Source organism: Gaiella occulta, assembly GCF_003351045.1.
GTDB lineage: Bacteria > Actinomycetota > Thermoleophilia > Gaiellales > Gaiellaceae > Gaiella > Gaiella occulta.
Genome location: NZ_QQZY01000002.1, coordinates 370,001 through 396,072, shown reverse-complemented (window position 1 = coordinate 396,072; position 26,072 = coordinate 370,001). Strand labels below are relative to the sequence as shown.

The following is a 26,072-nucleotide window of genomic DNA, read 5'->3' as shown; positions in this document are numbered from 1 at the left end:
GCCGTCCTGCTCTACCCGACGAGAGAGACGAGGAGGCGCTCGACGGCCGGCAGCAGCGCCGTCGCCGCGTCGACCTCGCCCGATGCGAGCGACTCGAGCTCCATGCCCGCGAGCGCCGTGACGACGATCCAGGCGTCGAGCTTCGGGTCGGCGCTGCCGAGCGCCGCGAGAGCCGGGGCGACGGCCCCGACATAGGCGGCGGTCCAGGCGCGGGAGAGCGCGGTCAGCTCGCTGCGGCGCGCGGCCTCGAGCTCGAGCGCGTACTGCACGAGCAGCGTCGCGCGGTCGTCGCCGATGCGCGACGCCATCAGCGCGGTCAGCCGCTGCGCGAGCGCGCCCGCCGTGAGCTCTCCGCGCGTGGGCAGGAGCGACTCGGCCTGCAACGCGGCGACGTCCTCGGCCATCGCGAAGGCGAACGCCTCGCGGACGAGGTCGTCCTTCGACGCGAAGTAGTAGGTTGTCGCGGCGAGCGGCACGCCGGCCTCCCGCGCGACCGCTCGATGGGTGAGCGCGCCGGCGCCGTCCCTGCCCACCACACGCAGGGTCGCCTCGAGTATGGCCCGGCGGCGCAGCGCGCCGCGCGGGCGGGCGTTGCTAGTGGCCACCGGCGAGGTTGAGCCCGATCACGCCGGCGATGATCAGCACGACGCTGCCGGCCTTCACCGGCGTGAGCGGCTCGCCGAGCGCGGCGACGCCGATGAGGGCGATCGCCGCGGTGCCGGTCCCGGCCCAGATCGCGTAGGTGACGCCGAGCGAGAGCCCGCGCAGCGTGAGCGAGAGGAAGAGGAACGAGAGCGCGTAGCCGACGACGACGACGACGCTCGGCACGAGCCGCGAGAACCCGTCGGCGAACTTGAGCGCGACGGTGCCGGCGACCTCGGTCGCGATGGCGAGCGCGAGATAGACGAAGACCATAGTGGTACAAATGTACCATATGAGCGCGGGCGCGATGGCGGCGAGAATCGTGACGGGGCTGCGGCCGCGCCCGCGGGGCGACGGCGACGGCGAGGGCCGGCTGCCGCCGTCTCATCGGCATGTCCGGCGGCGCGACGAGGGAACGCCGAGAACGGTGCGGACGATCGCGCCGCTCACGCGAGCAGATCGTGCACCGAGGCGGCGAGCACGAGCTTGAAGGCGCTGCGGCCGCCGCCGGCCGGCGTGCGGTCGCCGGTGGGGCGGAAGCCGGCGCGCTCGTACAGCCGCCGTGCGGGGGCGTTCGCCTCCTGCACGAAGAGGACGACCCTGGTCGAGCCCCGCCCCGCGGCCCAGGTCGCGACGGCGCGGATGAGCCGCCGCGCGACGCCCCGGCCGCGGCCGTCGGGATCGACCCACATCGAGACGAGCTGCACCTCGCGCGCGTCGACGCGCGCGAAGGCGCCCACGACGCCGAGCCAGCGGCCGCCCTCCTCGGCCACGAACAGCGCCTTGTCGACGCCGGCGGCGGCGTCCGCTGCCCAGTCGCGCCAGTACGCGTCGGGCTCGCGCACCATGTCGTCGTAGCGGGTGGAGAAGTAGTCGGCGTCGTCGCGCAGCATGCGCAGGCGCACGTCACGCCAGCGTTGCCACTCGTCGGCGCGCACCGGCCGGATCGTCACCGCGGCCGCGTCGCTCATGCGGCGGCAAGGATGGCGGCGAGAGCGGTCATGCCGCCGACGTTAGCGATCGCGCGACGAGCACTCGGCGGTGTTCCCCTCGCAGCACCCGATCTTGAAGCGGCAGCGCGGGCACTGGAGCGTGGCGTGACGCCATTCCATCGCGGCGCCGCAGCGCCAGCACGGCTCGGGCCGCGCGGGCTGCCGAGGGTCGTCGTGTGCAGCCGGCGTGCTCATGCGCGAATCGTAGAGGTGCCGGCCGACGTGACTCCCGGCGCCGCGGCGACCGCCGGCGCTGGAGTCGTCATGCTGAAGGCGACGAGCGGATTCGAACCGCTGTACGAGGCTTTGCAGGCCTCTGCCTAACCACTCGGCCACGTCGCCGGACGGCCGCATCGTAGCCGCGGCGCCCGGCCTGCCCTGCCGAACGCGGGTCGTGCGCGGACGGGTGCTGCGGCGCTCTTGACAAGAGCATGTGCCGCGTCGCACGATCGGGTGGTGGATACCGTGGCCGAGATCCTGCGCGAGAAGGGCGGCGACGTGATCCGGATCGGCGGCGGCGCCACCGTGTTCGAGGCGGTCAAGGCGATGGTCGAGGCGAACGTAGGTGCGCTGCTCGTCACGGAGGGCGACACGATCGCCGGGATCTTCACGGAGCGCGACTATCTGCGCCGCATCGCCGTCGAGGGCCGCCGCTCGCGCGACACGCTCGTGCGCGAGGTGATGACGTCCCCCGTCGTCTGCGTGAAGCCGGAGACGAGCGTCGACGAGAGCATGGCCATCATGAGCGACCGGCGCATCCGGCACGCGCCCGTCGTGGACGGCGGCACGCTCGTCGGCATGATCTCGATCGGCGACCTCGTCAAGTTCATCTCGAAGCGCCAGAGCTTCCAGATCCAGTACCTGACCGACTACATCGGCGCGCGCTAGCCGGCGGGCGTCGCCGGGCCGCTCGACCGGCCCCATCGGCGATACTGACGTCGTGGGCTCCCGCGTCGACGCAGTGCTCTCCCGGACGGCGGAGCTCGAGCGCCGTGACGGCTCCGTCGCGGCGCGGATCGATGCCGTCGTCGAGCTGCTGCGGCGCGTCGACGAGGTGCGCGGGCGGGCGACCGAGGTGCGCGAGGCGCTGGCGGCGCTTCCCGCCGAGCTCGCCGTCGTGGAGCGCGCCGAGATGGAGGCGCGCGACCACGAGGCGGCCGCGCGGGTCGATCTTGCCGAGGCCGAGCGCCGCGCGGACGAGATCGCCCACAGCAGGCGGGCCGGGGACGAGGCGCGGGCACGGGCGCAGCGCGACGTGCGCCGGGCGCGTCAGGCGCTGCTCGACGCGGCGGCGCGCATCGAGCGCCTGCGCGCCCGCCGCGCGCGACGTCGCCGCCGGCATCGCCGGCACGCCGCGCGTGTCGGAGTCGGGGCGCGCCGACCCGGGCGGCTCGCTGCCGGAGGTCGAGGAGTGGGGGGCCCGCGCGCACGCGGCGCTGTTCGTCGTGCGCGACGGACTGGAGGCGGAGCGCGAGCGGATCGTGAGCGAGGCAGCCGCGCTCGCCTCCGCGGTGCTGGGCGAGCAGGTCGCCGGGGCGAGCGTGGCGCTCGTGCGCCGCCGCCTCGAGCAGGTGCTGCGGTAGCAGACCCTCTACGGGAACGAGGGATCGGCCGGGCGCAGATCGAGCCCGCCGTCGTTCCTGCACTCCGCGGGCAGGCGGTAGTCGAGCCGCTGCACGCTCGTGTCGGAGAGGGCGCGGTCGAGCTGGCGCCGCATCAGCGCCCGCGCGCGAGCGGGCTCGACGCCGAGGCGGGTCGCGAGTCGCACTCCCTCCTGCAGCGCGAAGCACTCGGCGCGCGCCTCGTCGAGCACGCCGCGCAGGTGCACCGCCTCGTGGGCGAGCACGACGACGGCCCAGCCGGCGTCGGCGCCCGCTGCGGTCGCACCCTCGAAGGCGAGGCGCCGGAGCGTCCGGCAGATGCCCGGCTCGAGGAATGCGAGCCCGCGCCGGGGAAAGGCGACGCCTGCCGCGTCGGAGCCGACGCCGGTGAACACGTAGCCCTCGTCGCAGCGCACGCGCACCGGGCGCCCCGCGACGACCGACGCCTCACGCGTGAACCGCTGCTCGGCGCGCAGCCGCTGCGCCGGCGCAAGCGACGACCACGACAGCCTGCGATCGGCCCGGTAGGCGGCGGCGAGGAGGACGAGCGCGACCGCCGCAACGAGCAGCCGCAGCGGCCGCGAGCGCCGGCGGGCGGCGCTCGCGGCGGCGACGAGCATCGTCTCGCCGTCGTCGCCCGTCGCCTCCACCCAGCCCAGATCCGCGTCGGGCGCGCCCGGCAGCCGCCGCTCGAGGGCGCTCGCGCGCGCGCCGGCTGCCCGCGGCGCCCGCGACTCGCGCCGGCCCCGCGCGAGGAACTCGAGCTCGCTCGCGGCGAGGATCGCAAACGGCAGCCAGAACGGCACCGCCGCCTGCAGGGCTCCCGAGAGCAGCCAGGCGCCGACGAAGACGAGCCCCGCGACGCGGAGCGCGCCCTGCGCCCGCCCACGGCCGGGTGCCGCCACCTGCCCAGCGTAGACGCCGCCGCTGCCGCATAGGATCCACGCCGTGGTCGACCCGCTGCGCCGCTGGAAGGAGATGGGGCTTCCGGACAAGCCCGACTTCGCCGGGCTGCTGACGTTCGCCGGCCTGCCCTTCACCGAGGAGCCGGCGGAGCTCGAGGGCGTCGACGTCGCGATCGTCGGCGCTCCCAGCGACGATCTCGTCTCCGACCGCCCCGGCACGCGCTTCGGCCCGCGCGCGATACGGGCCGCGAGCTGCCCGCCCGGGCCGCACCTCGAGGCGAAGGTGGACGCGACCGCCGAGCTGCGCGTCGTCGACTTCGGCGACGCTGCGGTCGTCCCGGCCGACGTCGCGCGCACCCACGCGGCGATCGAGCGCGTCGTCGGCCAGGTCGTCGCCGCCGGTGCGATACCGGTCGTCCTCGGCGGCGACCATTCGATCAGCGAGCCGGACGTCAAGGCCGTCGCCGCCGTGCACGGCCCCGTCGGCCTCGTCCACTTCGACACCCATACGGACACCGGCGAGGAGGTGTTCGGCGTCGAGGTCTCGCACGGCACTCCGATGTACCGGCTCGTGCGCGACGGCCACGTCGACCCACGGCGCTACGTGCAGATCGGCCTGCGCGGCTACTGGCCGGGCGAGCGCGAGCTCGGCTGGCAGGCGCAGCGCGGCATCACGAGCTTCTTCATGCACGACGTCCGCGACCGCGGCATCCGCGCCGTCGTCGAGGACGCGATCGCGGTCGTCGGCGACGGCCCCGTGTTCCTGACGGTCGACGTCGACGTGCTCGACCCGGCCTTCGCGCCGGGAACGGGCACGCCCGAGCCGGGTGGGATGACGAGCATCGACCTGCTGTGGGCCTGCCGCGAGCTCGCGGCGCGCCTGCGCCTCGTCGGCATGGACGTCGTCGAGGTGATCCCGACCGCGGTCGCATCGGCCGACATCACGGCGCTCGTCGCCGACCGCATCGTGCGCGAGGCGCTCACGGGCATCGCGCTGCGCCGGCGCGGCTGACCGCGGCTCCGGGTCAGGTGCTCGGCGTCGGCGCGAGCAGGTCGGCAGGCGGCGAGGGACGCTTGAATCCCCCCCGTCGAGCCTCCCGCGCGGCGGGCTCGAGACGCGCGTCGAACCGCGCCGCCGTGCGCCGCGTCAGGGTAGAGTCGCCGTCATGACCGCCGTGCTGATGGACGGGAAGGCGCTCGCCGCGAAGGTGCGCGCGGACGTGGCGCGCGATGTCGCGGCGCTCGGACACGTGGGCCTCGCGACCGTCCTCGTCGGCGACGACCCGGCGTCGCACGTGTACATCGCCGCGAAGCACAAGGCTGCCACCGAGGCGGGGATCGACGCCCGCGACGTGCGGCTGCCGGCGGACACCTCCGAGGAGGACGTGCTCGCGCTCGTCGACCGGCTCAACCACGACGACGAGGTCGACGGCATCCTCGTGCAGCTCCCGCTCCCCGGGCACCTCGACGAGACGAAGGTGACCTACGCCGTCTCCCCCGCCAAGGACGTCGACGGCTTCCATCCCGTCAACGCCGGCAACCTGTACCTCGGTACGCCGATCCACGTGCCGGCGACGCCGTCCGGCTGCATGGAGCTGCTCGCCGCCTACGACGTCGACCCCGCCGGCAAGGAGGCGGTCGTGATCGGGCGCAGCGAGATCGTCGGCCGCCCGATGGCGATGCTGCTCATGCACGCCAACGCAACGGTCACGGTGTGCCACTCGCGCACGCGCGACCTCGCCGCGCACGTCTCGCGCGCCGACATCGTCGTCGCCGCGGTCGGCCGTCCGGGCATCGTCAACGCCGAGATGGTGAAGCCGGGCGCGGCCGTCCTCGACGTCGGGCTGACGCGTACCGACGAGGGAATCCGCGGCGACGTCGACGCCTCCGTCGCCTCGGTCGCCGGGCACCTGACCCCGATGCCGGGCGGCACGGGACCGATGACGATCGCCTGCCTGCTGCAGAGCACGCTCAAGGCGGCGCGCTACCGGCGCGGGCTGCTTGCGTTCCCCGGTGCGTAGCGGTACCGTTTCCGCCGCTTCGTAGTCGCGACGGTTCGTACCGGGCCGCCGCACGTTTGTAGGAGGACGTTCGTTGTCTGCAGAGATCGGCACCGTCAAGTGGTTCTCGAACGAGAAGGGCTTCGGGTTCATCGAGCGCGAGGGCGGGGAAGACGTGTTCGTCCACTTCTCGGCGATTGCCATGGACGGGTACAAGACCCTCACTGAGGGACAGAGGGTGGAGTTCGAGGTCGTTCAGGGGCCGAAGGGCGCCCAGGCGGCGAACGTCACGGCGGCGTAGAGCCTTCCGGATTCGAGCTTCGAGCGACGGGCCCCGGGAGGGGCCCGTCGCCATGAGAGGATGGGACGACGGTGGCGATCGACAGGGATACGGTGCTGAGGGTGGCGCGGCTCGCGCGGCTCGAGCTGCGCGACGACGAGGCCGACCGGCTCACCGGCGAGCTCGGTGCCATCCTCGACGCCGTCTCGAAGGTCGCCGAGCTCGACCTCGCCGGCGTCCCGCCGACCTCCCATCCGCTCGACGTCGTCAACGTCTGGGCCGACGACGAGCCGCACGCGCCGCTCCCCCTCGACGAGGCGTTCGCCAATGCGCCGTCGCGCGAGGGCGACCTGTTCCGCGTGCCTCCCACGGCTGGGCCCGAGGTGAGCGCGTGATCGACACGCTGCGCCTCACGGCCGAGCAGGCGCTCGGCATGCTCGAGCGCAGGGAGGTCTCCTCGGCCGAGCTGCACCGCGCCTACCTCGAGGCCGCCGCCGCGCGCGACGGCGAGATCCACGCCTACCTGCGCCTCGTCGAGGACGGCGAGGATGGCGAGGGCGGCGGAGTGCCGATAGCGCTCAAGGACGTGATCTCGACGAAGGGCGTTGAGACGACCGCCGGCTCGAGGATCCTCGCCGGCTACGTGCCGGTGTTCGACGCGACGGTGGCCGCCCGCTGCCGGGCGGCCGGGATGCCGGTGATCGGCAAGACGAACACCGACGAGTTCGCCATGGGCTCGTCGACCGAGAACTCCGCCTACGGGCCGTCGCACAACCCGTGGGACCCCGCGCGCGTGCCGGGCGGCTCCGGCGGCGGCACCGCGGCCGCCGTCTCGGCGGGCCTCGCCCCGTGGGGCCTCGGCTCCGACACGGGCGGCTCGATCAAGCAGCCGTCGGCGCTGTGCGGCAACGTCGGCCTGCGGCCCACCTACGGCACCGTGTCGCGCTTCGGGATCGTCGCGTTCGCCTCCAGCCTCGACCAGATCGGGCCGGTGGCGAAGACGGTGCGCGACGTCGCGCTGCTCTACTCGATCATCGCCGGACGCGATGCGAACGACTCCACCACCGTCCAGCTGCCCGAGCCCGTGCGGCTCCCCGAGGACGAGCGTCTCGACGGCCTGCGCATCGGCATCCCGAAGCAGGTGTGGGAGCTTGCGGGCATCGAGCACGGCGTGCGCGCCTCGTTCGAGGCCGCCGTCGATCTCGCCCGCGGTCTCGGCGCCGAGGTCGGCGAGTGCGACCTGCCGCTCTCGTTCGCCTACGGGATGGCCTGCTACTACCTGATCGCCCCGGCCGAGGCGTCGTCGAACCTCGCGCGCTACGACGGCGTCCGCTACGGGCCGCGCGTGGAGGCGGCGACCTACCGCGAGATGGTCGAGCGCACGCGCGACGAGGGCTTCGGCGACGAGCCGAAGCGCCGCATCATGCTCGGCACCTACGCGCTCTCGGCGGGCTACTACGACGCCTTCTACGGACAAGCGCAGAAGGTGCGCACGCTGCTCATCCGCGAGCACCGCGATGCGCTCGAGCGCTTCCACGTGCTCGCCACCCCGACCTCGCCGACGGTGGCGTTCCCGCTCGGCGACAAGGCATCCGACCCGCTTGCGATGTACGCCTGCGACCTGCTCACGATCCCGTCCTGCCTGGCGGGGCTGCCGGGGCTCAACGTGCCGTCGGGCCTCTCCCAGGGGCTGCCCGTCGGCCTGCAGCTGATCGGCCGCCAGTTCGGCGAGAACACGCTCTTCCGCACCGGCCACGCGCTCGAGCGGGCGCTCGGCTTCGACACCGTCCCGGCGAGGCTCCGCACATGAGCTGGGAGACCGTCGTCGGGCTGGAGATCCACGTACAGCTGAAGACGAGGACGAAGATGTTCTGCCGCTGCCCGGCCGGCTTCGGCGCGGGCGAGAACACCCAGACCTGCCCCGTCTGCCTGGGATTCCCGGGCGCGCTGCCGGTGATGAACCGCACGGCGGTCGAGTGGACGATCAAGCTCGGCCTCGCGCTCGGCTGCGCGATCGCGCCGCGGGCCGTGTTCGCGCGCAAGAACTACTTCTACCCCGATCTGCCCAAGGGCTATCAGATCTCCCAGTACGATATGCCTTCTTGCACGGATGGCAGGATGCTAGTACCGATGCCGGAGGGCGAGCTCGCTGTCGGCATCGTGCGGGCGCACCTGGAGGAGGACGCCGCGAAGACGGTGCACGTCGGCGGCCACTCGGGGCGCATCGGCGGCGCCGACTACTCGCTCGTCGACTACAACCGCGGCGGCACGCCGCTCGTCGAGATCGTGACCGCGCCCGACATCCGCTCGGCCGAGGAGGCGAAGCGGTTCCTGCAGCTGCTGCGCCAGACGGTCGTCGAGCTCGGCATCTCCGACGCGGAGATGGAGAAGGGCACGCTGCGCGTCGACGCCAATGTCTCGGTCCGCCCGCGGGGGTCGGACGAGATGCGCACGCGCTGCGAGATCAAGAACCTCAACTCGTTCAGCTACATCGCGCGCGGCATCGAAGCCGAGGCGGCGCGCCAGATCGAGGTCTGGGAGTCGGGCGGCGAGGTGCGCCAGGAGACCTTCGACTTCGACGCCGGCTCGGGGCGGCTGACGCCGCGCCGCGCGAAGGAGGAGGCCGACGACTACCGCTACTTCCCCGAGCCCGACCTCGTTCCCGTCGAGCCTCCCGCCGAGATGATCGAGCGCCTGCGCGCCGAGCTGCCGGAGCCGCCGGCCGCGCGCATCGTGCGCCTCGCGCGCGCGCTCGAGCTCGAGCGCGCCGCGGTGCTCGTGACCGGGGGGCTCGACCGGCTCTGGGAGGCGACCGTGGCCGCCGGAGCCGATCGTCTTGCCGCGGCGAACGTGATCGCGAACAACCTCGTCGGCGCCGGCGTCGACCCGGGAGCCGTCGACGCCGCCGAGCTGGCGAAGCTCGTCGCGGCACGCGATCGCATCCCGCGCCAGGCCTTCGACGAGGCGATCGCCCGGGCGGGCGACGCCGGCTTCGCGGCGGCGCCGTACCTCGCCCGGGAGGCGGTCAGCGACGCGTCGGAGCTCGACCCGCTGATCGACGCAGTCCTCGCCGCGAACCCGGGCCAGGTGGCGGCGTTCAGGGGCGGCAAGGAGGGCCTGCTCGGCTTCTTCGTCGGCCAGGTGATGAAGGAGACCGGCGGCAGCGCCAACCCCCGCGTCGTCTCCGATCTCGTGCGCGCGAAGCTGCTCGCCTGACCACCCGCGCAGCGCGGTCTCGTACACTGGAAGCGTGCGCCGTGGTCTCGCCTGGGCCCTGATCGTCCCGCTCGCGGCGGTAGGCGTGCTCGCCGGCCATGCAGCGGCCTACGCGCTGACGGGAGCCTCGCTCGGCTCCGGCCACGACTACCTCGCGCACGCGCCGCAGATCGTCGCCGTCGTCGCGCTGCTGGCGCTGCTCGGCGCCGCCGCCGAGGGTCGCAGGCAGCGGTTCTCGCCGCTGCCGATCGCCCTCTTCGGCGCGACGGCGTTTGCCGTGCAGGAGCACGTCGAGCGGATCGCCCACACGGGCGACCTCCCGTTCCTGCTCTCAACGCCCACCTTCCTGCTCGGCCTCGGGTTGCAGGCTCCGCTCGCCGTCCTCCTCTGGCTGCTCGCGCGCCGGCTCCTCACGGGGCTTCGCAGGCAGCCGCGGCGGCTCCCGCCTGCGCTCGCGCTGCTCCCGCTCGCCTGGCTCGAGCGCCCCGCGCTCGTCGCCGACCACGCTCCGCGCGGCAACGTCCCCGCCCGCGGGCCCCCCTCCATGCTCCGGTAGCTCCACGCCGACGCCGCCGCCTGCCGGCGGAAACACGAGCATATTGGAGGATTTGCAATGAAGCGACTCGCGTGCGCATTCGTCGTCGCGGCCGTAGCCGCGCCGCTCGCGGCCGCCGCCGCACCCTCGGCGGTCAAGCCCGTCGTGATCCCGATCAGGGTCGAGAACGGTCGCCCCGCCGGCGGCATCGGGCGCCCCACCGTCAGGAAGGGCACGCTCGTGCGCATCGTCGTCACCTCGAACGCCGGCCGGGAAGTGCATCTCCACGGCTACGACATCGAGCGTCCGCTGCGGAAGGGCAAGCCGGCGGTGATCCAGTTCAGGGCGCGGCTGGTCGGGCGCTTCGAGCTGGAGATGCACCGGCCCGACGCGCTGCTCGCCCGGCTCACGGTGAGACCGTGAGCCTCGTGCCGTCCGCGCGTCTGCTCGCGCACGGGATCGGGGGCGTCCAGGATCTCCCGGTACCGCGGTGGTTGTTCTACTGGGGCGGCGCGGCGGTGCTCGTCGCGTCGTTCGTCGCGCTGGGCGTGCTCTGGCGGGAGCCGCAGCTCGCCCGGCGCGCGGGCGGCCTCGCGTTGCCGCGGCGCCTCTCGCGGCTCGTGCTCGGGCCCGGGCGGGTCGTTGCGCAGGCGGCGTCGGCGGCGCTCTTCGCGCTCGTCTTCGCTGCCGCCCTCCTCGGCAGCACGGATCCGCTCGAGAACCTCGCGCCGACGTGGGTCTACGTGGCGTTCTGGCTCGGGATGCCGGTTCTCTCGATCCTGTTCGGGAACGTGTGGCGCGCCTTCAGCCCGTGGCGCGCGCTGGCGGACGCGTTCGTGTGGGCGTGGGAGCGCAGCGGGCGCGAGGCCCGCCCGCTGGCCGTCTATCCCGAACGCTACGGGCGTCTGCCCGGCGCGGCGGCGCTGTTCGCGTTCGCCGCGCTCGAGCTCGCCTACGCGGATCCGTCTGGCCCGCGCGCGCTCGCCTTCGCGATCGCCCTCTACACGTACATCACGCTCTTCGGCATGGCCGCGTTCGGGCGCGAGACGTGGAGCGGACGCGGGGAGGGGTTCGCGATCCTCTTCGCCTACCTCGCGCGGATGTCGCCGCTCGCCGCGCGGGACGGGAGGCTCTCCCTGCGGCCGCCGCTCGCCGGTCTCGGCGGCAGCGAGTCTCTGGCGGGCTCGGTGCCGTTCATCGCCGTCGCGCTCGGCACCGTGGGCTTCGACGGCTTCAGCCGTACGACGACCTGGCAGGACCTGCTCGCCCGCGTCGAGGCCCCTTACGTCGTCGATCGGCCCGGGCTCGGCGAGATCGTCGCCACCGGCCTCAACCTCGCCGGGCTCCTCGGTGCGGTCGCGATCGTCGGGCTCGCCTATCTCGGCGCCTGCGCGCTCGCCCGCTGGACCGTGAACGCGCCGCGCACGCTCGCGCACGAGTTCACGCTCTCGCTCGTGCCGATCGCCTTCGTCTACGAGGTCGCCCACTACTTCTCCCTCTTCGTCTTGCAAGGGCAGTTCCTCGCCCCCTTGCTCTCCGACCCGCTCGGCAAGGGATGGGACCTGCTGGGGACGGCGGACGTGGCTCCGAACCTCGCGGCGCTGACGCCGAACACGATCTGGTACGTGCAGGCGGCCGCGCTCGTGCTCGGGCACGTCGCGGGGCTCGCGGTCGCCCACGATCGCGCGGTCGCGATCTTCGCGGCGCGCACGGACGCGCTGCGCAGCCAGTACGCGATGCTCGCGCTGATGGTGCTCTACACGGTCGCCGGCCTGTGGCTGCTGTCGCGAGGCTAGACGTCGTCGGCCACGGCGGCACGGCGGGCCTCCTCGCCGAGACTTCGATCGCGCTCGTCGTCGCGGTGGCGCTCGCCGTCGTCTGGCTCAGGGAGCGGCGGCGGCGCGCCCGTCGGAGCCGCCCGCCGGCGTCGATGCGGGACGCGTAGGGAGCACGAATCCCACATACAGGAGCACCGCCGCGGCGGCCGAGAAGAGCGCCGACTCGGCCTCCCCGAGCCCCGCGAGCGCGCTCCCGAGTGCCGCGACCGCGAGCCCGGCGAGCACGAGCCCGTTCCCGAGCGGCCGCCGCCGCAGCCCCGCGGCGGCCACCGCGACCGCGGCGAGCGTGCCGGCCGAGTTGCCGGCGATCGCCAGCATCCTGGCCGGAAAGAGGTCGAGATGCGCCTGCGCGTCGGGGATCGAGCCGCCGCCGACCGGAGCCGCCAGCGGCATCGCGATCGCCACGCCGACGGCGATGCCGGTGTAGACGAGCGCCGCGGGGCCGGCCCAGCGCACCCCGGCCCGCAGCAGCGAGCCGGCGCCGAGCAGCGCCGCAGTGAGCAGGCCGCCGAACAGGTAGTAGGCGCGAAAGGCGCGATCGTCCCACCCTGCCGCGGCAGCCCAGGCGAGCGCGCCCGAGCCGAGCGCGAACGCGGCGAGCGACGCGGCCCAGGCGGCGTGCTCGGGCGCCCGCCGCGCGCGGTAGCGGCGCAGCAGGTCGGCGCTGAGGCGCAGCGACACGAGCGTCGCGGCGAAGGCGAGGAGCGCATCCATCGCACGGGAGCGTACTGGGCTCCCGCGCCGCGAAGCCTTCTGCCGCCCGCGCCCGTCCGTGCCGGCGGACGGATGCGGCGGGTCGCTCGCCCCCGGCTCGCTAGGCTCTCGTCCAGATGCCCCGGAAGCGCTACCTTCTCACGCCCGGCCCCACACCTGTGCCGCCCGAGGTGCTCGCGGCGCTGGGCGAGCCCGTCCTGCACCACCGCTCGCCCGACTTCAAGGCGGTGTTCGCGGAGACGCGCGCCCGCTTGCGGCAGGTGTTCCGCACGGAGAACGAGGTGCTCGTGTTCAGCGCCTCCGGCACCGGCGCGTTCGAGTCCGCCGTGGTCAACCTGCTCTCTCCCGGCGAGAAGGTGCTCGCCGTCTCGCACGGCAACTTCGGCACCCGCTGGCAGAAGATGGCGGCCGCCTTCGGCTGCGACGTCGTCGAGCTCACGTACGCCTGGGGCGAGGCACCGCGCCCCGACGACGTCCGCCGTGCGCTCGCCGCGAGCGGCGCGCTGGTGGCGCTGCTCGTGCACTCCGAGACGTCCACGGGCGTCGTGTCCGACGTCGAGCGGCTCGTCGCCGCCTGCGACGATGCCGGCGCGATCTCGGTCGTGGACGCCATCTCGAGCCTCGGCGCGGTGCCGCTCGAGACGGATGCGTGGGGCGTCGACGTCGTCGTCACCGGCTCGCAGAAGGCGCTGATGACCCCGCCCGGGCTCGCGTTCGCGTCGGTTTCCGAGCGGGCGTGGGCGAAGGTCGAGCAGGCCACGCTGCCGCGCTTCTACTGGGACTGGACGCGCGCGCGCGCGAACCAGGAGAGGAACGAGACGCCGTTCACGCCCGCGACGTCGACGATCGTCGCGCTCAACACGGCGCTCGAGCAGATCCTCGCCGAGGGTCTCCCCGCCGTCTTCGCACGCCACGTCGCCCTCGGCCGCGCCTGCCGCGCCGGCGCCAGGGCGATGGGGCTCGAGCTCTACTCGCCGGACGACGACAGCGCCGCCGTGCTCACGGGCATCCTCACGCCCGAGGGCATCGACGCCGTCGAGCTGCGCCTCGCGCTGCGCGACCGCCACGGCGTCACGATCGCCGGCGGGCACGGGGACGTGGTCGACCGGCTCTTCCGCATCGGCCACATCGGCTACGTCGACGTGTTCGACATCACCACGGCGCTCGGCGCGATCGAGCTGCAGCTCGCCGAGATGGGAGCTTCGGTCGAGCGCGGAGCTGCGGTGGCGGCCGCGCTCGAGGCGTACGCGTCCACCGTCGCCGTCTGACCATGCGCGTCCTCGTCCGCGAGCCGATCGCCGACGCCGGGATCGAGCTGCTGCGGTCGAAGTTCGACGTCGACGTCGACACGGAGTCGCCGCTCGAGGAGATCATCGCGGCCTACGACGGGATCGTCATCCGCTCGGCGACGAAGGTCGGCGCGGACCTGATCGAGAGGGCGGAGAGGTTGAAGGTGATCGGCCGGGCGGGCGTCGGTGTCGACAACGTCGACGTCGAGGCCGCAACCCGCCGCGGCATCGTCGTCGCGAACGCCCCGGAGTCGACCGTCGTGTCGGCCGCCGAGCAGACGGTCGGCCTCATCGTCGCGCTCGCCCGCAACATCCCCCAGGCGCACGCCGCGCTGAAGCAGGGCCGCTGGGAGCGCTCGACGTGGAGCGGCGTCGAGCTCGACGGCAAGACGCTCGGCGTGCTCGGCTTCGGCCGCATCGGACAGCAGGTCGCCCGCCGTGCGATCGGCCTCGGCATGCGGGTCGTCGCCTACGACCCGTTCGTGACCGACGACCGCTTCCGCGAGCTCGGCGTCGAGCACGCGCCGACGGTCGACGACGTGCTCGCGGCCGCCGACTTCCTCACGCTGCACTCGCCGCTCAACGACGAGACGCGCGGGATGATCAACCGCGAGTCGATCGCGAAGATGCGCGACGGCGCACGCCTCGTCAACGCGGCCCGCGGGGCGCTCGTCGACGAGGACGCTCTCGTCGAGGCGATCCGCTCCGGCAAGCTCGCGGGCGCCGCGCTGGACGTGTTCTCGCGGGAGCCGTACACGGGACCGCTGCTCGAGCTCGAGGAGGTCGTGGTGACGCCGCATCTCGCCGCCTCGACCGACGAGGCGCAGGACCGCGCAGGCGTCATCATCGCGGAGCAGGTCGCCGCCGCGCTGGAGGGCGGCCTCGTCTCGAACGCGGTCAACATCCCGGTCGTCGACCAGGCCGACCTGGAGGTGCTGGGGCCGTTCATCCCGCTCGCCTCCAAGCTCGGGCGCCTCGCGGTCGAGCTCGCGGGTGGCCGCCCCGGCAAGATCGTCGTCGCCGCCCACGGGCCGCTGTCCGACTACGACACGCGACTGCTGACGATGGCGGCGTTGAACGGCGTCTTCCAGGGCCGGGTCGACCAGGCCGTCAACTACGTGAACGCACCGCTCCTCGCCGCCGAGCGCGGCATCGCGGTCTCCGAGGAGCGGTTGCGGGCCTCGCGCGACTACACGAACCTCGTCGAGGTGCGCGTCACCCCGGCCGGCGGCGGCGACGAGGTCGAGGTCTCCGGGACGACGATCGGGCCCGAGCCGCGCCTCTTCCTCGCGAGCGCGTACGGATTCGGCATCGACATCGAGCTCGCCTCCGACATGGTGTTCTTCCGCTACGACGACGTTCCGGGAGTGATCGGACGGGTCGGCACGATGTTCGGCGAGAACGGCGCCAACATCGCGAACATGGCCGTCTCGCGGACGCGCGACGGCTCGCAGGCGCTCATGGCGCTGTCGGTCGACGAGCCTCCCTCCGATGCGCTGATCGAGGAGCTCCGCAACGTGGGCTTCGGCGACGCGCGCTTCATCGAGCTCGGGTAGCGGTGCGCGGGCGCGGCGAAGGCTGGGTGGTGGCCCAGTTCGTGCTGATGGGATTCGTCGTCGCGCTCGGCTTCGTGCCCTCGCGCTGGCCCGAGGGCGCGCGCACGGCGACGGCGGTCGTGGGCGCGTCGCTCGCGCTCGCCGGGCTCGTGTTCGCCGTCTGGGCCGCGCGGACGCTCGGCCGCTCCCTGACACCGTTCCCGCGGCCCGTCCCGGCTGGTCTCGTCGAGAGGGGTCCGTACAGGCTCGTGCGGCACCCGATCTACCTCGGCGGGCTGCTCTTCTTCGGCGGCTACGCGCTGTTCACGGCCAGCGTCGCGGCGCTCGTGCTCACGGGCGCGCTCGGGCTCCTGTGGGCGGGCAAGGCCCGCGTCGAGGAGCGGCTGCTCGCCGAGGTCTACCCGGAGTACGCCGGCTACACGCGGCGGGTGCGCGCACGCATCATCCCGTTCGTGTACTGACGGGATAGCCTGGGCGGATGCAGAGCGGCTGGCCGGAACCTGTCGAGCGCGTGGCGTCGTTCCTGCGCGCCGCGGGAGCCGAGGCGCGGCTCGAGCAGCTCGAGGAGAGGGCGCCGAGCGCCCGGCAGGCGGCGGAGGCGATCGGCTGCGCGCTCGACCAGATCGTGAAGTCGCTCGTGCTCGTGTGCGACGGCGCCCCCGTCCTCGCCCTCGTTCCCGGTGACCGCCGCGGCGACGCCGGCAAGATCGCACGGGCCGCCGGCGCGGGCGGCGCGACGATCGCGCCGCCCGGGCGGGTGCTCGCGCTGACGGGATTCGAGCCCGGCGCGGTGGCGCCGTTCCCGCTCCCGCTCGTCGAGCGGGTGCTGATCGAGCACACGCTGCTCGCGCACGCCGTCGTGTGGGTCGGCGGCGGCTCCGAGCAGCATCTCGTCCGTCTCGCGCCGACGGAGCTCCTGCGTCTCACGCGCGCTGCGGTCGCCGACCTCGTGCAGGAACCCGCATAATCAGACGGACGACACCGCAGACAAGGAGCCTCGATGCAGGAGACCGACAAGATCTGGATGAACGGCGAGCTCGTCGACTGGGCCGATGCGAAGGTCCACGTCGGCGTGCACGGTCTCCACTACGGCTCGGGTGTGTTCGAGGGCATCCGCTGCTACGAGACGCCCGCGGGGCCGGCGGTGTTCCGGCTCGGCGACCACATGCAGCGCCTGCACGACTCCGCGCGGCTCCTCTACATGGAGATCCCGTACACCGTCTCGGAGCTGCGCGCGGCGACCCACGAGCTCGTCCGCGCGAACGGCCTGCCCGCCTCGTACATCCGCCCGATCGCGTTCTACGGCTACGGCCAGCTCGGCGTCTCCACGCAGGGCAACCCGGTCGAGACGGTGATCATGAACTGGCCGTGGGGCGCCTACCTCGGCGAGGACGCGCTCGCGCGCGGCATCACGGCGAGCATCTCGTCGTGGAAGCGGGTGGGAGCGAACACGATCCCGCACGTCTCGAAGGCGAGCGGCGTCTACCTCAACTCGATGCTGGCGACGACGGAGGCGCGGCGCGCCGGCTACGACGAGGCGATCCTGCTCACCGACGACGGCTACGTCGCCGACGGGCCCGGCGAGAACATCTTCGTCGTCAAGAACGGCATCGTGCGCACGCCGCCGCTGTCGACGTCGATCCTGCCCGGCCTCACGCGCGACGCGGTGATCACGATCGCGCAGGATCTCGGCTACGTCGTCGAGGAGACGCCGCTGATCCGCTCCGACCTGTACCTGGCCGACGAGGTGTTCATGACCGGCACCGCCGCCGAGGTGACCCCGGTGCGCGCCGTCGACGACCAGGAGCTCGGGGTCGGCCCGATCACGCGCGAGCTGCAGACGCACTATCTGGACACGGTGAACGGGCGCAGCGAGCGCTGGTCGCACTGGCTCGACGTCGTCGAGACGGTGCCGACGGAGGCCTGAGCCGCGGCGCTCAGCGGCAGGACGCGGAGCGGAGCGCCGCCACGACGCGATCCTGCTCGGCGTCCGAGAGCGCGGAGCCGCTCGGCAGGCAGAGACCGCGCTCGAACAGGCGCGCGGACACGTCGCCGCCGGCGACCGGGTAGCCCGAGAACAGCGGCTGCAGGTGCATCGGCTTCCACACCGGCCGCGCCTCGATGTCGACAGCCTCGAGCGCGAGCCGGATCGCCTCGCGGTCGGCACCGAACCGCTCCGGGTCGACGAGGATGCACGTGAGCCAGGCGTTGCCGGTCCCGTAGGGCGCCTCGGGCATGAACGAGATGCCCGGCGCGTCGGCGAGCAGCGCTCGGTAGCGCGCGTTGATGCGCCTGCGGGCGGCGACACGGTCGCCGAGCACGGCGAGCTGGGCGCGGCCGAGCGCGGCGAGCACGTTGCTCAGGCGGTAGTTGAACCCGATCTCGGAGTGCTCGTAGTGCGGTGCCGGTTCACGCGCCTGCGTCGACAGCTTCCGTGCGTGCGCGATCAGGTCGGGATCGGCCCCCACGAGCATGCCGCCGCCGCTCGTCGTGATGATCTTGTTGCCGTTGAACGAGAAGGCCGCAAGGGCGGCCTGTCCTCCGGACGGGGCGCCGCGGTAGGTCGCTCCGAGCGACTCTGCGGCGTCCTGCACGAGAACGACCTCGTGACCCGCGCAGACCTCCTGCAGCGCGTCGTAGTCGCAGCACTGGCCGTAGAGGTCGACGGCGACGACCGCGCGCACGCGCGCCCCCGCGCGACGACGGCCCGCGATCGCCTCGTCGAGGAGGGCGGCGTCGATCGTCCATGTCGCCGCGTCGCAGTCGACGAAGAACGGCGTCGCGCCGGTGTAGCGGATCGCGTTGGCGCTTGCCGCGAACGTCAGCGTCGAACACGCGACCTCGTCGCCCGCGCCGATGCCGAGCACGGTGAGAGCGAGGTGCAGGGCGGCGGTGCCGCTGGACAGCGCGAGCGCGTTCTCGACCCCCACCAGCGCGGACAGCTCGCGCTCGAACGCGTCGACGTGCGGGCCGAGGGGCGCGAGCCAGTTCGACTCGATCGCGTCTCTGACGAGCTCGACCTCGCGGCCGGACGGATGCGGCGGGGAGAGGTAGATGCGTGACACCGACGGCGAGCCTACCGGGCGGCGCAGCCTCCTCGCGCGGCGCTCGCGGCGTGCGCCGCGCATCGTCCTCCACGGGCCGCATCGCCCATACTGTGGGGACGATGGCTGCGTCCCGGATGGTGTTCCTCGGCTTCGGCAAGTACGCGCGCGCCGACCGCATCTACGCGCTCGAGCCGATCACGGGCGAGGAGCGCGGAAACGGCCGTCGCACGCTCGTGTGGGTCGAGGGGATACCCGACCCGATCGTGGCCTCCAGGACGCAGGAGTCGATCCTCGAGGAGATGGGGGCGGCGGGGGAGAGCGAGACGGCGACCCGCGCCCGGCGCCCGCAGGTCAGCCAGGATCCGCTCTTCGATGCATGAGCGCGCGGCCGCGGCCGCGCGCGGCACGTCGTGTGGGGGCGGCCGCCTCGTGAGATCGCTCGCCGGCGGCGTCCACGAGGTCGCCCGCAGCCTGCTCGGCGCGACGCTGCTCGTGGACGGGGTCGGCGGGACGATCGTCGAGGTGGAGGCGTACGCGCCGGACGACCCTGCGAGCCATTCCTTCCGCGGCCCTAGCGCCCGCAATGCCGCCATGTTCGGACCGCCCGGGCGGCTGTACGTGTATCGCTCGTACGGGATCCACTGGTGCGCGAACATCGTGTGCGAGCCGGAGGGCGTCGGGGCGGCCGTGCTCATTCGCGCGCTCCAGCCGACGCACGGGGTCGAGACGATGCGCGAGCGCCGGGGCGTCGACGACGTCGGTCTGCTCTGCTCGGGGCCCGGCCGGCTCACGCAGGCGCTTGCGATCACCGGCGCGCACGACGGTGCCCGGCTCGACCGGCCGCCGTTCGCGCTGCAGCCGCCTGCGGGGACGGCGGACATCGCGGCAACGGCGCGGGTCGGCATCACGAGCGGGGCCGATCTGCCGTGGCGCTACGTGCTCAGGGGCTCGTCGTGGCTGTCGCGGGGGCCACGACCAGCGTGACGCGCAACCCGGGCCCGGCGGCGACACCCGGCTCCGGCGACTGCTCGAGCACGATGCCCGCGGGTCCGGCCGCGAAGGCGATCCGCGGTCTCGCCTGCAGCCGCCGCAGCCGCTCCCGCGCTGCCTTCACGCTCGAGCCGACGAGATTCGGCAGCAGCCCGTAGCGCGGGTCCGGGCGCGTCACGTAGAGGCGCACGCTGTCCCGTGCGGAGAGGAATCCCGAGCGCGGCTCCTGCCTGAGCACGTACCCGGGCCGCTTGCCCGCCTGCGCCGGTACGCCGATAATCTCCGCGTCGAGCGGCTGCGCGGCGAGCCGCGACTGCGCCGCCGCGGCGGTGAGACCGACGACGAGCGGCACCGCCACCTCGTTCGCGTAGCACGTCGCCTGTGTCTGCGGCCCGCGCCCGGCGAAGTAGGCGACCGTGAGCGTGTCGCGGCAGAGGCCGTTGTCGAGCTTGTAGGAGCCGCCGCGCCAGACGATGCGCCGCTCCTGTGCCGGGATGTACGGCGCCGGCGCGAACTGCTGCGGCGTCTGCTTGCGCTCCTTCAGCGCCGCCTCCATGAACGCCTTCCAGATCTCCGCGGGCAGCGTGCCGCCCGTGACCGGCTTCCCTCCGAACTCCGTCAGCATCGGCTTGAGCTCGTCGGGATACCCCACCCAGACGGCGACCGCGAGCTGGGGCGTGTAGCCGACGAACCAGGCGTCGCCGTAGTTGTCGGTGGTGCCCGTCTTGCCCGCCGCGGGGAGTCCCGGTAGGGCCGCGCGCTTGCCGGTGCCCTGCGCGACGACACGCTCGAGGATCGATGTCAGCAGCTGCGCTTCCGGAGGGGGCAGCACCTGCTCTCCCACCGGCTCGTTCCTCAGGACGCGGCCCGAGCGGGCGAACTCCACCTGCTCGATCACCCGCGGCTTGTCGCCGGTCAGCGTCCCGTCGACGCGCTTGCCGTCGTTTGCGAACGTCGCGTAGGCGCGTGTCATGTCGAGCGGATTGACGGCGACGGCGCCGAGCCCGATCGAGAAGTAGGGGTCGAGGGGGCTGCGGATGCCGAGGGCGTGCGCTGTCGCGACGATCCCCTTCGGTCCGACGAGCTTCGTGAGCTGTGCGTACACGGCGTTGTCGGAGGAGACCATCGCGCGGGCGAGGTCGACCCGCCCCAGGTACGAGCCCTCGTAGTTCGTGACGCGCCAGATGCGGTCGCCGGCGTCGATCTCGACGGGTTTCGACTCGAACTGCGTGACGGGGGAGATGCCCTGCCGGAGCGCGGTGGCGAGGACGATCGGCTTGAACGACGAGCCGGGCTGGCGCTCGGCCTGCGTCGCCAGGTTGAACTGGCTCTCGCGGTAGTTGGTGCCTCCGACCATCGCGCGGACGGCGCCCGTAGCGGGGTCGATGGCGACGAGCGCCGCGGACGGGCCGCCCGGGCGCGTCAGCACCTTGTCGATCGCCCGCCGGGCGAGCTCCTGCAGGCGCAGGTCGATCGTCGTCGTTACCTTGAGACCGCCTCCGAACACCTGCCCGGCGCCGTACTTCGCCACGAGCTGGTCCTTGACGTAGTTGACGAAGTACTGGGCGGGGCCCCGTGTCCCCGGCAGCCGCACGTCGCCGGGCTTCGGGAGGGGAGCGTCCGACGCCGTCTGCAGCTGCCGTTCGGTGATCTTCCCCTGGTCGAACATCGTCTGCAGGACGTAGCGCCGGCGCAGCCTGGATGCGCGCGGATGCTGCACCGGGTCGTAGAGCGACGGGTCGGCCGGGAGACCCGCGAGCAGCGCCGCCTCGGCGAGCGTCAGCCTCGCGGCGCCCTTGCCGAAGTACGTCCGGGCCGCCTGCTGGACGCCGTAGGCGCCGTTGCCGAAGTAGATCGTGTTGAGGTAGGCGAGCAGGATGCGGTCCTTCGACCAGCGCTGCTCGAGCTGCCAGGCGAGCGCCGCCTCGCGCACCTTGCGCGCGATCGTGCGCCGGTTCGTCACGTAGGCGTTCTTGACGAACTGCTGCGTGATCGTGGAGCCGCCCTCGACGACGCTCTGCGAGCGGATGTCCTGCCACACGGCGCGCGCGATACCGCGGACGTCGACCCCGTTGTGCTCGTAGAAGCGCCTGTCCTCGACGGACACGATCGCCTGGCGCATGATCGGCGCGACCTCGGCGATGTCCGACAGCAACACGCGGCTCTCGTCGCCGCGAAGCACCGCCAGCACCCTCCGGTTCCGCGGGTCGGCCGGGTCGACCGCGTAGACGACGCTGTCGACCTGCTTCGACGCCTGCTGCTGCGCGGGGTCGAGTGTGGGGATCTCGCTCGCGATCGCGCGAACGAGACCGAACGAGAACGCCACGCCCGCCAACAGCGTCAGCACCGTCAGCACTGCCAGGAGGCGCAGCTTGCGAATCCGGCCCCGGCGACGCGGGACCCCGGTTCTTCGTCGAAGCCGCAACCCCCGGATTGTAGCCCTCGCTGCCCTGTGCGCAGCGGGCACGCGCGCGCAGGCGGGGTCTACGAGCTCGCGGCGACCAGCCCGAGCACGGCGTCCCCGTAGCGCTCGAGCTTCGCGGGGCCGAACCCCTTCACGCCCGCAAGCTCGGCGCGGCTCGCCGGCCTTGCTGCGGCGATCTCGCGCAGGGTCGCGTCGCTGAGGACGACGTAGGCGGGAACGCCGTCGGCGCGGGAGCGCTCGCGCCGCCACTCCCGCAGCCGCTCCACCGTTGCGTCGTCGGCGGGGCTCGAGGCCTTCGGGCCGATCACGGGCAGCGGCACGCCCGGGATCGCCTTCAGCACCCGGTAGCCGTCCTTCGTCTCGATCTCGAGCAGCGCGCCCGCGGTCTCGAGTGCGCCGATCCATCGCTTCACCTCGGCCTCGGAGGCCCGTGCGAGGATGCCGAACGAGAGGGAGCCACGGGCCGAGCGCGGCGCCGTGACGGAGCCGCGCAGCATGGCGACGAGGGAGCGCCGCCCGACGGGCCACGCGAGGCTTTCGACGGCCCGCACGATCGCGGTCGCGACGTCGCTGGGAAGCGGTGTGGCCGGGGGCCGCGCACGCGAGGCCGAGGGCGGGTCGCACACGTCGCAGGCGCCGCAGGGAGCTTCGAGCGTCTCGCCGAAGTGCTCGGCCACCTGCCGGTGCCGGCAGCGCCTCGACTCCGCGAAGGCGACGATCCGCTCCACGCGCGCCTCGGCCTCGCGGGCGTACCGCTCGAGCAGCGCATCGAGCGTGGCGCCGGCACCGTCGCCGGCGGGCAGCAGCTCGACGCGCATGGCCCGGCCGCTGTCGTATCCGCGCCGGACGATGCCGGCCTGCTCGAGCATGCCGACGAGGACGCGCGGGTCGTGGTCGCCGCCGATCGCGGTTGCGAGCGTCTCCGGCTCGGCGATCCCGCCGCGTTCGCGCAGCGCGCGGTAGACACGGCGGAGGTCGTCGGGGCCGGGGATGTCGGAGACGGCGAAGCGGCGCACCGCGGTCGCGTCGGACGGGCTCGCGAGCAGCAGCGTGTCGCTCGGCCTCCCGTCGCGTCCGGCGCGGCCGACCTGTTGCACGTAGCTCTCGAGCGAGTCGGGATAGTTGACGAGGCAGACGAGGCGGACATCCGGCTTGTCGATGCCCATGCCGAACGCCGTCGTCGCGACGACGCCCTGGATCCGTCCCGCGAGGAAGTCGTCCTGGACACGCGTCCGCTCCGCGGCCTCCAGTCCCGCGTGGTAGTGCTCGAGGCGCAGGCCGTGACCGCGCAGCGTGCGTGCGATGCGCTCGCAGGAGTCGCGCGAACGGGCATAGACGATCGTGCTGCCGCCCTCGAGACGGCCGATGCGTTCGACGAGCACGCGCAGGCGGTCCTCGTTGCCGCTCACCTCCGCGACGTCGTAGCGCAGGTTGGTGCGGACGACGCTCGTGCGCACGACCTCGAGCTCGCGACCGAGGGCCGCCGCGATCTCGCGCGCCGTCGCCGGCGTCGCGGTCGCCGTCATGCCGAGCACCGCCGGCTCGCCGAACTCGGCGAGCGCGCGCCGGATGAAGAGGTAGTCCGGTCTGAAGTCGTGGCCCCACATGCTCACGCAGTGCACCTCGTCGATGACGACGAGCCCGACCCCGATGCGCCTCAGCATCTCGACGAAGGCGCCGCTGCGCAGCCGCTCGGGCGCCGCGTACAGCAGGCGCGTGCGCCCGGAAGCGACACCGTCGATGCGCGCGGCCGCCTCTCCGGGCTCGAGCGACGAGTTCACGAACGTGGCCGTGGCGGCGATCTCCGGGGGCAGCTTGTCGACCTGGTCCTTCATGAGGGCGATCAGCGGCGACAGCACGAGCGTCGGCTCGGGCCGCAGCATCGCGGCGAGCTGGTAGGTGAGCGACTTGCCCGAGCCCGTGGGCATGAGCGCCAGCGTGTCGCGTCCTTCGACCGCGGCGCGCACGACCGCCTCCTGCCCGGGGCGGAAGGCGTCGAAGCCGAACAGGCGGCGCAGCTGCGGGGCGAGATCGGGCATGCGAACGAGTGTACGGTCCGGATCGGAACGCGTGTGTGCCGTCTGCGGCGGTGCCGGCGCTAGACGGGCTTCGATGCGGCGACGAGGGGGAGCGTGGGGGTCGTGGCGCCGCCCGCGTCCTCGACGGTGACCGCCACCACGCCCTGCACCGGCACGGGCATGCCGATCCTGACGACCGCACGGCCGTCGCTCGTCGCGAAGGTGCCGGCGGGCTGCGGCTTCCTGCCGGCGCCGATGACCCAGGCCTGGTACGTCTTGCCCGGCGGGAGCGGCCCGGCGTTGTCGAGCACGAGCACGGCGTCACGCGAGCCGGACACGACCACGCGGCCGTCGCCCTGCGTGAGCGCCACGGTCTTCGCCGCCGGGTCCGCGAGGACGGCGGCGACGCCGTGCTGCCGCGCGAGCGCCGCGCGCGTCTCGTCGAGCTTCGCGTCGAGCGAGAGGGCGTAGATCCCGAGGCCGATCGCGACCGCGGCCGCGAGCGCCGACACCGACGCGAGCACGGGGAAGGCCGCGCGCCGGCGCGGCGCGATCGGGATCACGTTCCGCTTCTCGGCCCGCGCGCTCTCGAGGATGCGCTCGCGCAGGTAGCTCGACGGCGCCGGGCCGGCCGCGGCGGCCGCGAGCGCGCTCGAGACCTCCCAGAACGCGGCCAGCTCCTCCTGGCAGCGCGGGCAGCCGGCGAGGTGATCCTCGAAGGCGTCGCGCTCCTCGGGATCGAGAGCGTCGAGGGCATAGCCCGCCGTCAGCTCGTGAATTGCGGCTTCCATGACCCTTCCTCGGCTCCTTCGTCGAGGAGCTCGCGCAGACGTGCGAGGCCCGCGAACATCCTGCTCTTGATCGTACCCAGGGGCTGTCCGAGCCTCTCGGCGAGCTCCGACTGCGAGAAGCCGCCGTAGTAGGCGAGCTCGATCGCCTCGCGCTGCGCGTCGGGGAGCTGCTTCAAGGCCGCCTGCACGCGGTCGCGCTCGAAGCCGAGCCACGCCGCCTCCTCGGCCGAGTCCGTCGCCGCCGCCTCTTCGGGCTCGGCGTCGAGCGGCTCGGCGCGGCGGTGCTCCTCCCTGCGCACGAGATCGACCGCGCGCCGGTGCACGATGGTGAGGATCCAGGTGCTCGCCTTCGCCCGCTCCGCCGTGAAGCGGGCGGCGGTGCGCCAGACGGCGAGAAACGCCTCCTGCACCGCGTCCTCGGCGAGGCGCTCGTCGCGCAGCACCCTGAAGGCGAGGCCGTACGCGACCCGGCCGACACGGTCGTAGAGCTCGGCGAGCGCCGGCTCGTCGCCGCGGGCGACGAGGGCGACGAGCGCCTCGTCGGAGAGATGTGCAAGATGCCTGCGCATGGACCGGCGATCCGGTGGTGCGGGCAACGCTACCAGGGTGTCCGCGAGAGCCGCCACGTTGCTGATTCGGCCCCGCTGCCCGGCCGGTTCGGCGTCGGGCGGGCAGGGCATCATCTACGCTCGCACCTCATGGACGCTCCGCCGGCCCTCACGCGACACGTCGTCGACCTCCTGCCGAGCGGCGGCCTCGACGAGAAGCTGGAGACCGGCCGCCCGCTGCGCGTCAAGCTCGGCATCGACCCGACCTCGCCCGACATCCACCTCGGCTTCGCGTTCGTGCTCGACCGCCTCGCCGAGTTCCAGCAGGCCGGGCACACCGTCGTCCTCATCGTCGGCGACTACACGGCCCGCATCGGCGATCCGTCCGGCCGGTCGAAGGAGCGGCCGCTGCTCGCCGACGAGGATCTCGACGCCAACGCCCGCCACTTCGCGGGCCAGGCGTTCCGGGTGCTCGACGAGTCGCGCACGGAGGTGCGCTTCAACAGCGAGTGGCTCGGCAAGCTGAGCTACGCCGAGGTCGTACGGCTGACTCGCACGATGACCGTCGCGCGCCTGCTCGAGCGCGACGACTTCGCCAAGCGCTTCGCAGCGCACGAGCCGATCTCCCTGTCGGAGATGCTCTACCCGCTCATGCAGGCCTACGACTCCGTCGCGATCGGAGCCG

The 26,072-nt window shown here is 73.4% G+C and carries 31 protein-coding genes and 1 tRNA gene (1 of these 32 cut by a window edge); 19 read left to right on the top strand and 13 right to left on the bottom strand.

Going from position 1 to position 26,072, the window contains the following annotated elements:
* Nucleotides 1-11 precede the first annotated feature (11 nt).
* From Gocc_RS16010 to Gocc_RS05565, 5 genes are all read right to left on the bottom strand, one after another.
* Complete coding sequence (locus Gocc_RS16010) at nucleotides 12-605, bottom strand: TetR/AcrR family transcriptional regulator (protein ID WP_181813403.1); 594 nt, start codon at nucleotides 603-605, stop codon at nucleotides 12-14.
* Nucleotides 595-915 (bottom strand): DMT family transporter, encoded by a 321-nt coding sequence (locus Gocc_RS05575; protein WP_114795532.1) that lies wholly within the window; start codon nucleotides 913-915, stop codon nucleotides 595-597. Before Gocc_RS05575 ends, Gocc_RS16010 begins: the two co-directional genes overlap by 11 nt.
* Nucleotides 916-1,088: 173 nt before the next feature.
* On the bottom strand, nucleotides 1,089-1,613 hold the full coding sequence (locus Gocc_RS05570; RefSeq protein WP_114795531.1) for a GNAT family N-acetyltransferase: 525 nt from the start codon (nucleotides 1,611-1,613) through the stop codon (nucleotides 1,089-1,091).
* Nucleotides 1,614-1,655: 42 nt separating this feature from the next.
* Entirely contained in the window at nucleotides 1,656-1,829 is a 174-nt protein-coding gene (locus Gocc_RS16005; protein WP_181813402.1) for a hypothetical protein, read from the bottom strand.
* A 76-nt stretch (nucleotides 1,830-1,905) separates the two neighbouring features.
* Nucleotides 1,906-1,976, bottom strand: a tRNA-Cys gene (locus Gocc_RS05565).
* Between the two features lie 114 nt (nucleotides 1,977-2,090).
* Between Gocc_RS05565 and Gocc_RS05560 the strand changes: the two genes are divergently transcribed.
* Nucleotides 2,091-2,522 (top strand): CBS domain-containing protein, encoded by a 432-nt coding sequence (locus Gocc_RS05560; RefSeq protein WP_114795530.1) that lies wholly within the window; start codon nucleotides 2,091-2,093, stop codon nucleotides 2,520-2,522.
* Here Gocc_RS05560 and Gocc_RS05555 read toward each other — a convergent pair.
* Nucleotides 2,461-2,985 (bottom strand): hypothetical protein, encoded by a 525-nt coding sequence (locus Gocc_RS05555; protein WP_114795529.1) that lies wholly within the window; start codon nucleotides 2,983-2,985, stop codon nucleotides 2,461-2,463. The genes Gocc_RS05560 and Gocc_RS05555 overlap by 62 nt on opposite strands.
* Nucleotides 2,986-2,992: 7 nt before the next feature.
* Here Gocc_RS05555 and Gocc_RS05550 point away from each other — a divergent pair, with 7 nt between their 5' ends.
* The gene (locus tag Gocc_RS05550; protein WP_114795528.1) at nucleotides 2,993-3,217 is read left to right on the top strand and encodes a hypothetical protein; all 225 of its coding nucleotides are present in this window, start codon (nucleotides 2,993-2,995) and stop codon (nucleotides 3,215-3,217) included.
* A gap of 8 nt (nucleotides 3,218-3,225) precedes the next feature.
* Here Gocc_RS05550 and Gocc_RS05545 read toward each other — a convergent pair whose 3' ends face one another.
* Nucleotides 3,226-4,140 (bottom strand): hypothetical protein, encoded by a 915-nt coding sequence (locus Gocc_RS05545; RefSeq protein WP_114795527.1) that lies wholly within the window; start codon nucleotides 4,138-4,140, stop codon nucleotides 3,226-3,228.
* 43 nt (nucleotides 4,141-4,183) lie between these two features.
* Here Gocc_RS05545 and speB point away from each other — a divergent pair, with 43 nt between their 5' ends.
* The 9 genes from speB (at nucleotide 4,184) to Gocc_RS05500 (ending at nucleotide 11,967) form a co-directional block, all read left to right on the top strand.
* Nucleotides 4,184-5,152 (top strand): agmatinase, encoded by a 969-nt coding sequence (gene speB / locus Gocc_RS05540; protein WP_114795526.1) that lies wholly within the window; start codon nucleotides 4,184-4,186, stop codon nucleotides 5,150-5,152.
* Between the two features lie 154 nt (nucleotides 5,153-5,306).
* Complete coding sequence (locus tag Gocc_RS05535; protein ID WP_114795525.1) at nucleotides 5,307-6,161, top strand: bifunctional 5,10-methylenetetrahydrofolate dehydrogenase/5,10-methenyltetrahydrofolate cyclohydrolase; 855 nt, start codon at nucleotides 5,307-5,309, stop codon at nucleotides 6,159-6,161.
* Nucleotides 6,162-6,234: 73 nt separating this feature from the next.
* Nucleotides 6,235-6,441 (top strand): cold-shock protein, encoded by a 207-nt coding sequence (locus tag Gocc_RS05530; RefSeq protein WP_114795524.1) that lies wholly within the window; start codon nucleotides 6,235-6,237, stop codon nucleotides 6,439-6,441.
* Between the two features lie 71 nt (nucleotides 6,442-6,512).
* Nucleotides 6,513-6,815 (top strand): Asp-tRNA(Asn)/Glu-tRNA(Gln) amidotransferase subunit GatC, encoded by a 303-nt coding sequence (gatC, locus tag Gocc_RS05525; protein WP_220150463.1) that lies wholly within the window; start codon nucleotides 6,513-6,515, stop codon nucleotides 6,813-6,815.
* On the top strand, nucleotides 6,812-8,230 hold the full coding sequence (gene gatA, locus Gocc_RS05520; RefSeq protein WP_114795523.1) for an Asp-tRNA(Asn)/Glu-tRNA(Gln) amidotransferase subunit GatA: 1,419 nt from the start codon (nucleotides 6,812-6,814) through the stop codon (nucleotides 8,228-8,230). The genes gatC and gatA overlap by 4 nt, the downstream gene beginning before the upstream one ends.
* Nucleotides 8,227-9,636, top strand: coding sequence for an Asp-tRNA(Asn)/Glu-tRNA(Gln) amidotransferase subunit GatB (gene gatB, locus Gocc_RS05515; protein ID WP_114795522.1), 1,410 nt, complete (start codon nucleotides 8,227-8,229; stop codon nucleotides 9,634-9,636). The genes gatA and gatB overlap by 4 nt, the downstream gene beginning before the upstream one ends.
* 34 nt (nucleotides 9,637-9,670) lie before the next feature.
* Nucleotides 9,671-10,192 carry a hypothetical protein gene (locus Gocc_RS05510; RefSeq protein ID WP_114795521.1) on the top strand — a complete coding sequence of 174 codons (522 nt, stop codon included), beginning with the start codon at nucleotides 9,671-9,673 and terminating at the stop codon, nucleotides 10,190-10,192.
* 57 nt (nucleotides 10,193-10,249) lie between these two features.
* On the top strand, nucleotides 10,250-10,594 hold the full coding sequence (locus Gocc_RS05505; protein WP_114795520.1) for a hypothetical protein: 345 nt from the start codon (nucleotides 10,250-10,252) through the stop codon (nucleotides 10,592-10,594).
* The gene (locus tag Gocc_RS05500) at nucleotides 10,591-11,967 is read left to right on the top strand and encodes a fenitrothion hydrolase (RefSeq protein ID WP_114795519.1); all 1,377 of its coding nucleotides are present in this window, start codon (nucleotides 10,591-10,593) and stop codon (nucleotides 11,965-11,967) included. Before Gocc_RS05505 ends, Gocc_RS05500 begins: the two co-directional genes overlap by 4 nt.
* Before the next feature lie 87 nt (nucleotides 11,968-12,054).
* Here the strand turns inward: Gocc_RS05500 and Gocc_RS05495 are convergent, their stop codons facing one another.
* Nucleotides 12,055-12,723: a hypothetical protein gene (locus tag Gocc_RS05495; protein WP_114795518.1), complete on the bottom strand. Its 669-nt coding sequence runs from the start codon at nucleotides 12,721-12,723 to the stop codon at nucleotides 12,055-12,057.
* A gap of 116 nt (nucleotides 12,724-12,839) precedes the next feature.
* On the opposite strand from Gocc_RS05495, the gene Gocc_RS05490 reads away from it, so the two are divergent.
* Genes Gocc_RS05490 through Gocc_RS05470 form a run of 5 tightly spaced genes read left to right on the top strand, consistent with a single transcriptional unit; the run spans nucleotide 12,840 to nucleotide 17,495 of the window.
* Nucleotides 12,840-13,991: a pyridoxal-phosphate-dependent aminotransferase family protein gene (locus Gocc_RS05490; RefSeq protein ID WP_114795517.1), complete on the top strand. Its 1,152-nt coding sequence runs from the start codon at nucleotides 12,840-12,842 to the stop codon at nucleotides 13,989-13,991.
* 2 nt (nucleotides 13,992-13,993) lie between these two features.
* On the top strand, nucleotides 13,994-15,568 hold the full coding sequence (serA, locus tag Gocc_RS05485) for a phosphoglycerate dehydrogenase (RefSeq protein ID WP_114795516.1): 1,575 nt from the start codon (nucleotides 13,994-13,996) through the stop codon (nucleotides 15,566-15,568).
* A 29-nt stretch (nucleotides 15,569-15,597) separates the two neighbouring features.
* Nucleotides 15,598-16,029, top strand: a complete 432-nt coding sequence (locus tag Gocc_RS05480; protein ID WP_114795515.1) for a methyltransferase family protein — start codon at nucleotides 15,598-15,600, stop codon at nucleotides 16,027-16,029.
* A gap of 17 nt (nucleotides 16,030-16,046) precedes the next feature.
* Complete coding sequence (locus Gocc_RS05475; RefSeq protein WP_114795514.1) at nucleotides 16,047-16,535, top strand: aminoacyl-tRNA deacylase; 489 nt, start codon at nucleotides 16,047-16,049, stop codon at nucleotides 16,533-16,535.
* Between the two features lie 33 nt (nucleotides 16,536-16,568).
* A complete protein-coding gene (locus Gocc_RS05470) occupies nucleotides 16,569-17,495 on the top strand; it encodes a branched-chain amino acid transaminase (RefSeq protein WP_114795513.1) in 927 nt (308 codons plus the stop codon).
* A gap of 10 nt (nucleotides 17,496-17,505) precedes the next feature.
* On the opposite strand, the gene Gocc_RS05465 is transcribed toward Gocc_RS05470, so the two are convergent.
* Nucleotides 17,506-18,633 carry a DegT/DnrJ/EryC1/StrS family aminotransferase gene (locus tag Gocc_RS05465; protein WP_245904878.1) on the bottom strand — a complete coding sequence of 376 codons (1,128 nt, stop codon included), beginning with the start codon at nucleotides 18,631-18,633 and terminating at the stop codon, nucleotides 17,506-17,508.
* Nucleotides 18,634-18,734: 101 nt separating this feature from the next.
* Here Gocc_RS05465 and Gocc_RS05460 point away from each other — a divergent pair, with 101 nt between their 5' ends.
* Together Gocc_RS05460 and Gocc_RS05455 are read left to right on the top strand one after the other, a co-directional pair.
* Nucleotides 18,735-18,995: a hypothetical protein gene (locus Gocc_RS05460; RefSeq protein ID WP_181813401.1), complete on the top strand. Its 261-nt coding sequence runs from the start codon at nucleotides 18,735-18,737 to the stop codon at nucleotides 18,993-18,995.
* The gene (locus Gocc_RS05455) at nucleotides 18,988-19,599 is read left to right on the top strand and encodes a DNA-3-methyladenine glycosylase (protein WP_114795511.1); all 612 of its coding nucleotides are present in this window, start codon (nucleotides 18,988-18,990) and stop codon (nucleotides 19,597-19,599) included. The genes Gocc_RS05460 and Gocc_RS05455 overlap by 8 nt, the downstream gene beginning before the upstream one ends.
* On the opposite strand, the gene Gocc_RS05450 is transcribed toward Gocc_RS05455, so the two are convergent.
* The 4 genes from Gocc_RS05450 to Gocc_RS05435 all read right to left on the bottom strand — a co-directional run bounded on the left by Gocc_RS05450 (nucleotide 19,556) and on the right by Gocc_RS05435 (nucleotide 25,408).
* Complete coding sequence (locus Gocc_RS05450) at nucleotides 19,556-21,952, bottom strand: PBP1A family penicillin-binding protein (protein WP_181813400.1); 2,397 nt, start codon at nucleotides 21,950-21,952, stop codon at nucleotides 19,556-19,558. The two genes, Gocc_RS05455 and Gocc_RS05450, sit on opposite strands and share 44 nt — an antisense overlap.
* A gap of 137 nt (nucleotides 21,953-22,089) precedes the next feature.
* Nucleotides 22,090-24,069, bottom strand: a complete 1,980-nt coding sequence (locus Gocc_RS05445) for a RecQ family ATP-dependent DNA helicase (RefSeq protein WP_114795509.1) — start codon at nucleotides 24,067-24,069, stop codon at nucleotides 22,090-22,092.
* Between the two features lie 59 nt (nucleotides 24,070-24,128).
* Entirely contained in the window at nucleotides 24,129-24,839 is a 711-nt protein-coding gene (locus tag Gocc_RS05440; protein WP_114795508.1) for an anti-sigma factor, read from the bottom strand.
* Entirely contained in the window at nucleotides 24,815-25,408 is a 594-nt protein-coding gene (locus Gocc_RS05435; RefSeq protein WP_181813399.1) for a sigma-70 family RNA polymerase sigma factor, read from the bottom strand. The genes Gocc_RS05440 and Gocc_RS05435 overlap by 25 nt, the downstream gene beginning before the upstream one ends.
* A gap of 129 nt (nucleotides 25,409-25,537) precedes the next feature.
* On the opposite strand from Gocc_RS05435, the gene tyrS reads away from it, so the two are divergent.
* On the top strand, nucleotides 25,538-26,072 hold the 5' end (the start) of the coding sequence (tyrS, locus tag Gocc_RS05430) for a tyrosine--tRNA ligase (protein WP_114795506.1). It continues 617 nt past the right edge of the window; only the first 535 of its 1,152 coding nucleotides appear in the window; it begins with the start codon at nucleotides 25,538-25,540; its stop codon lies beyond the right edge, outside the window.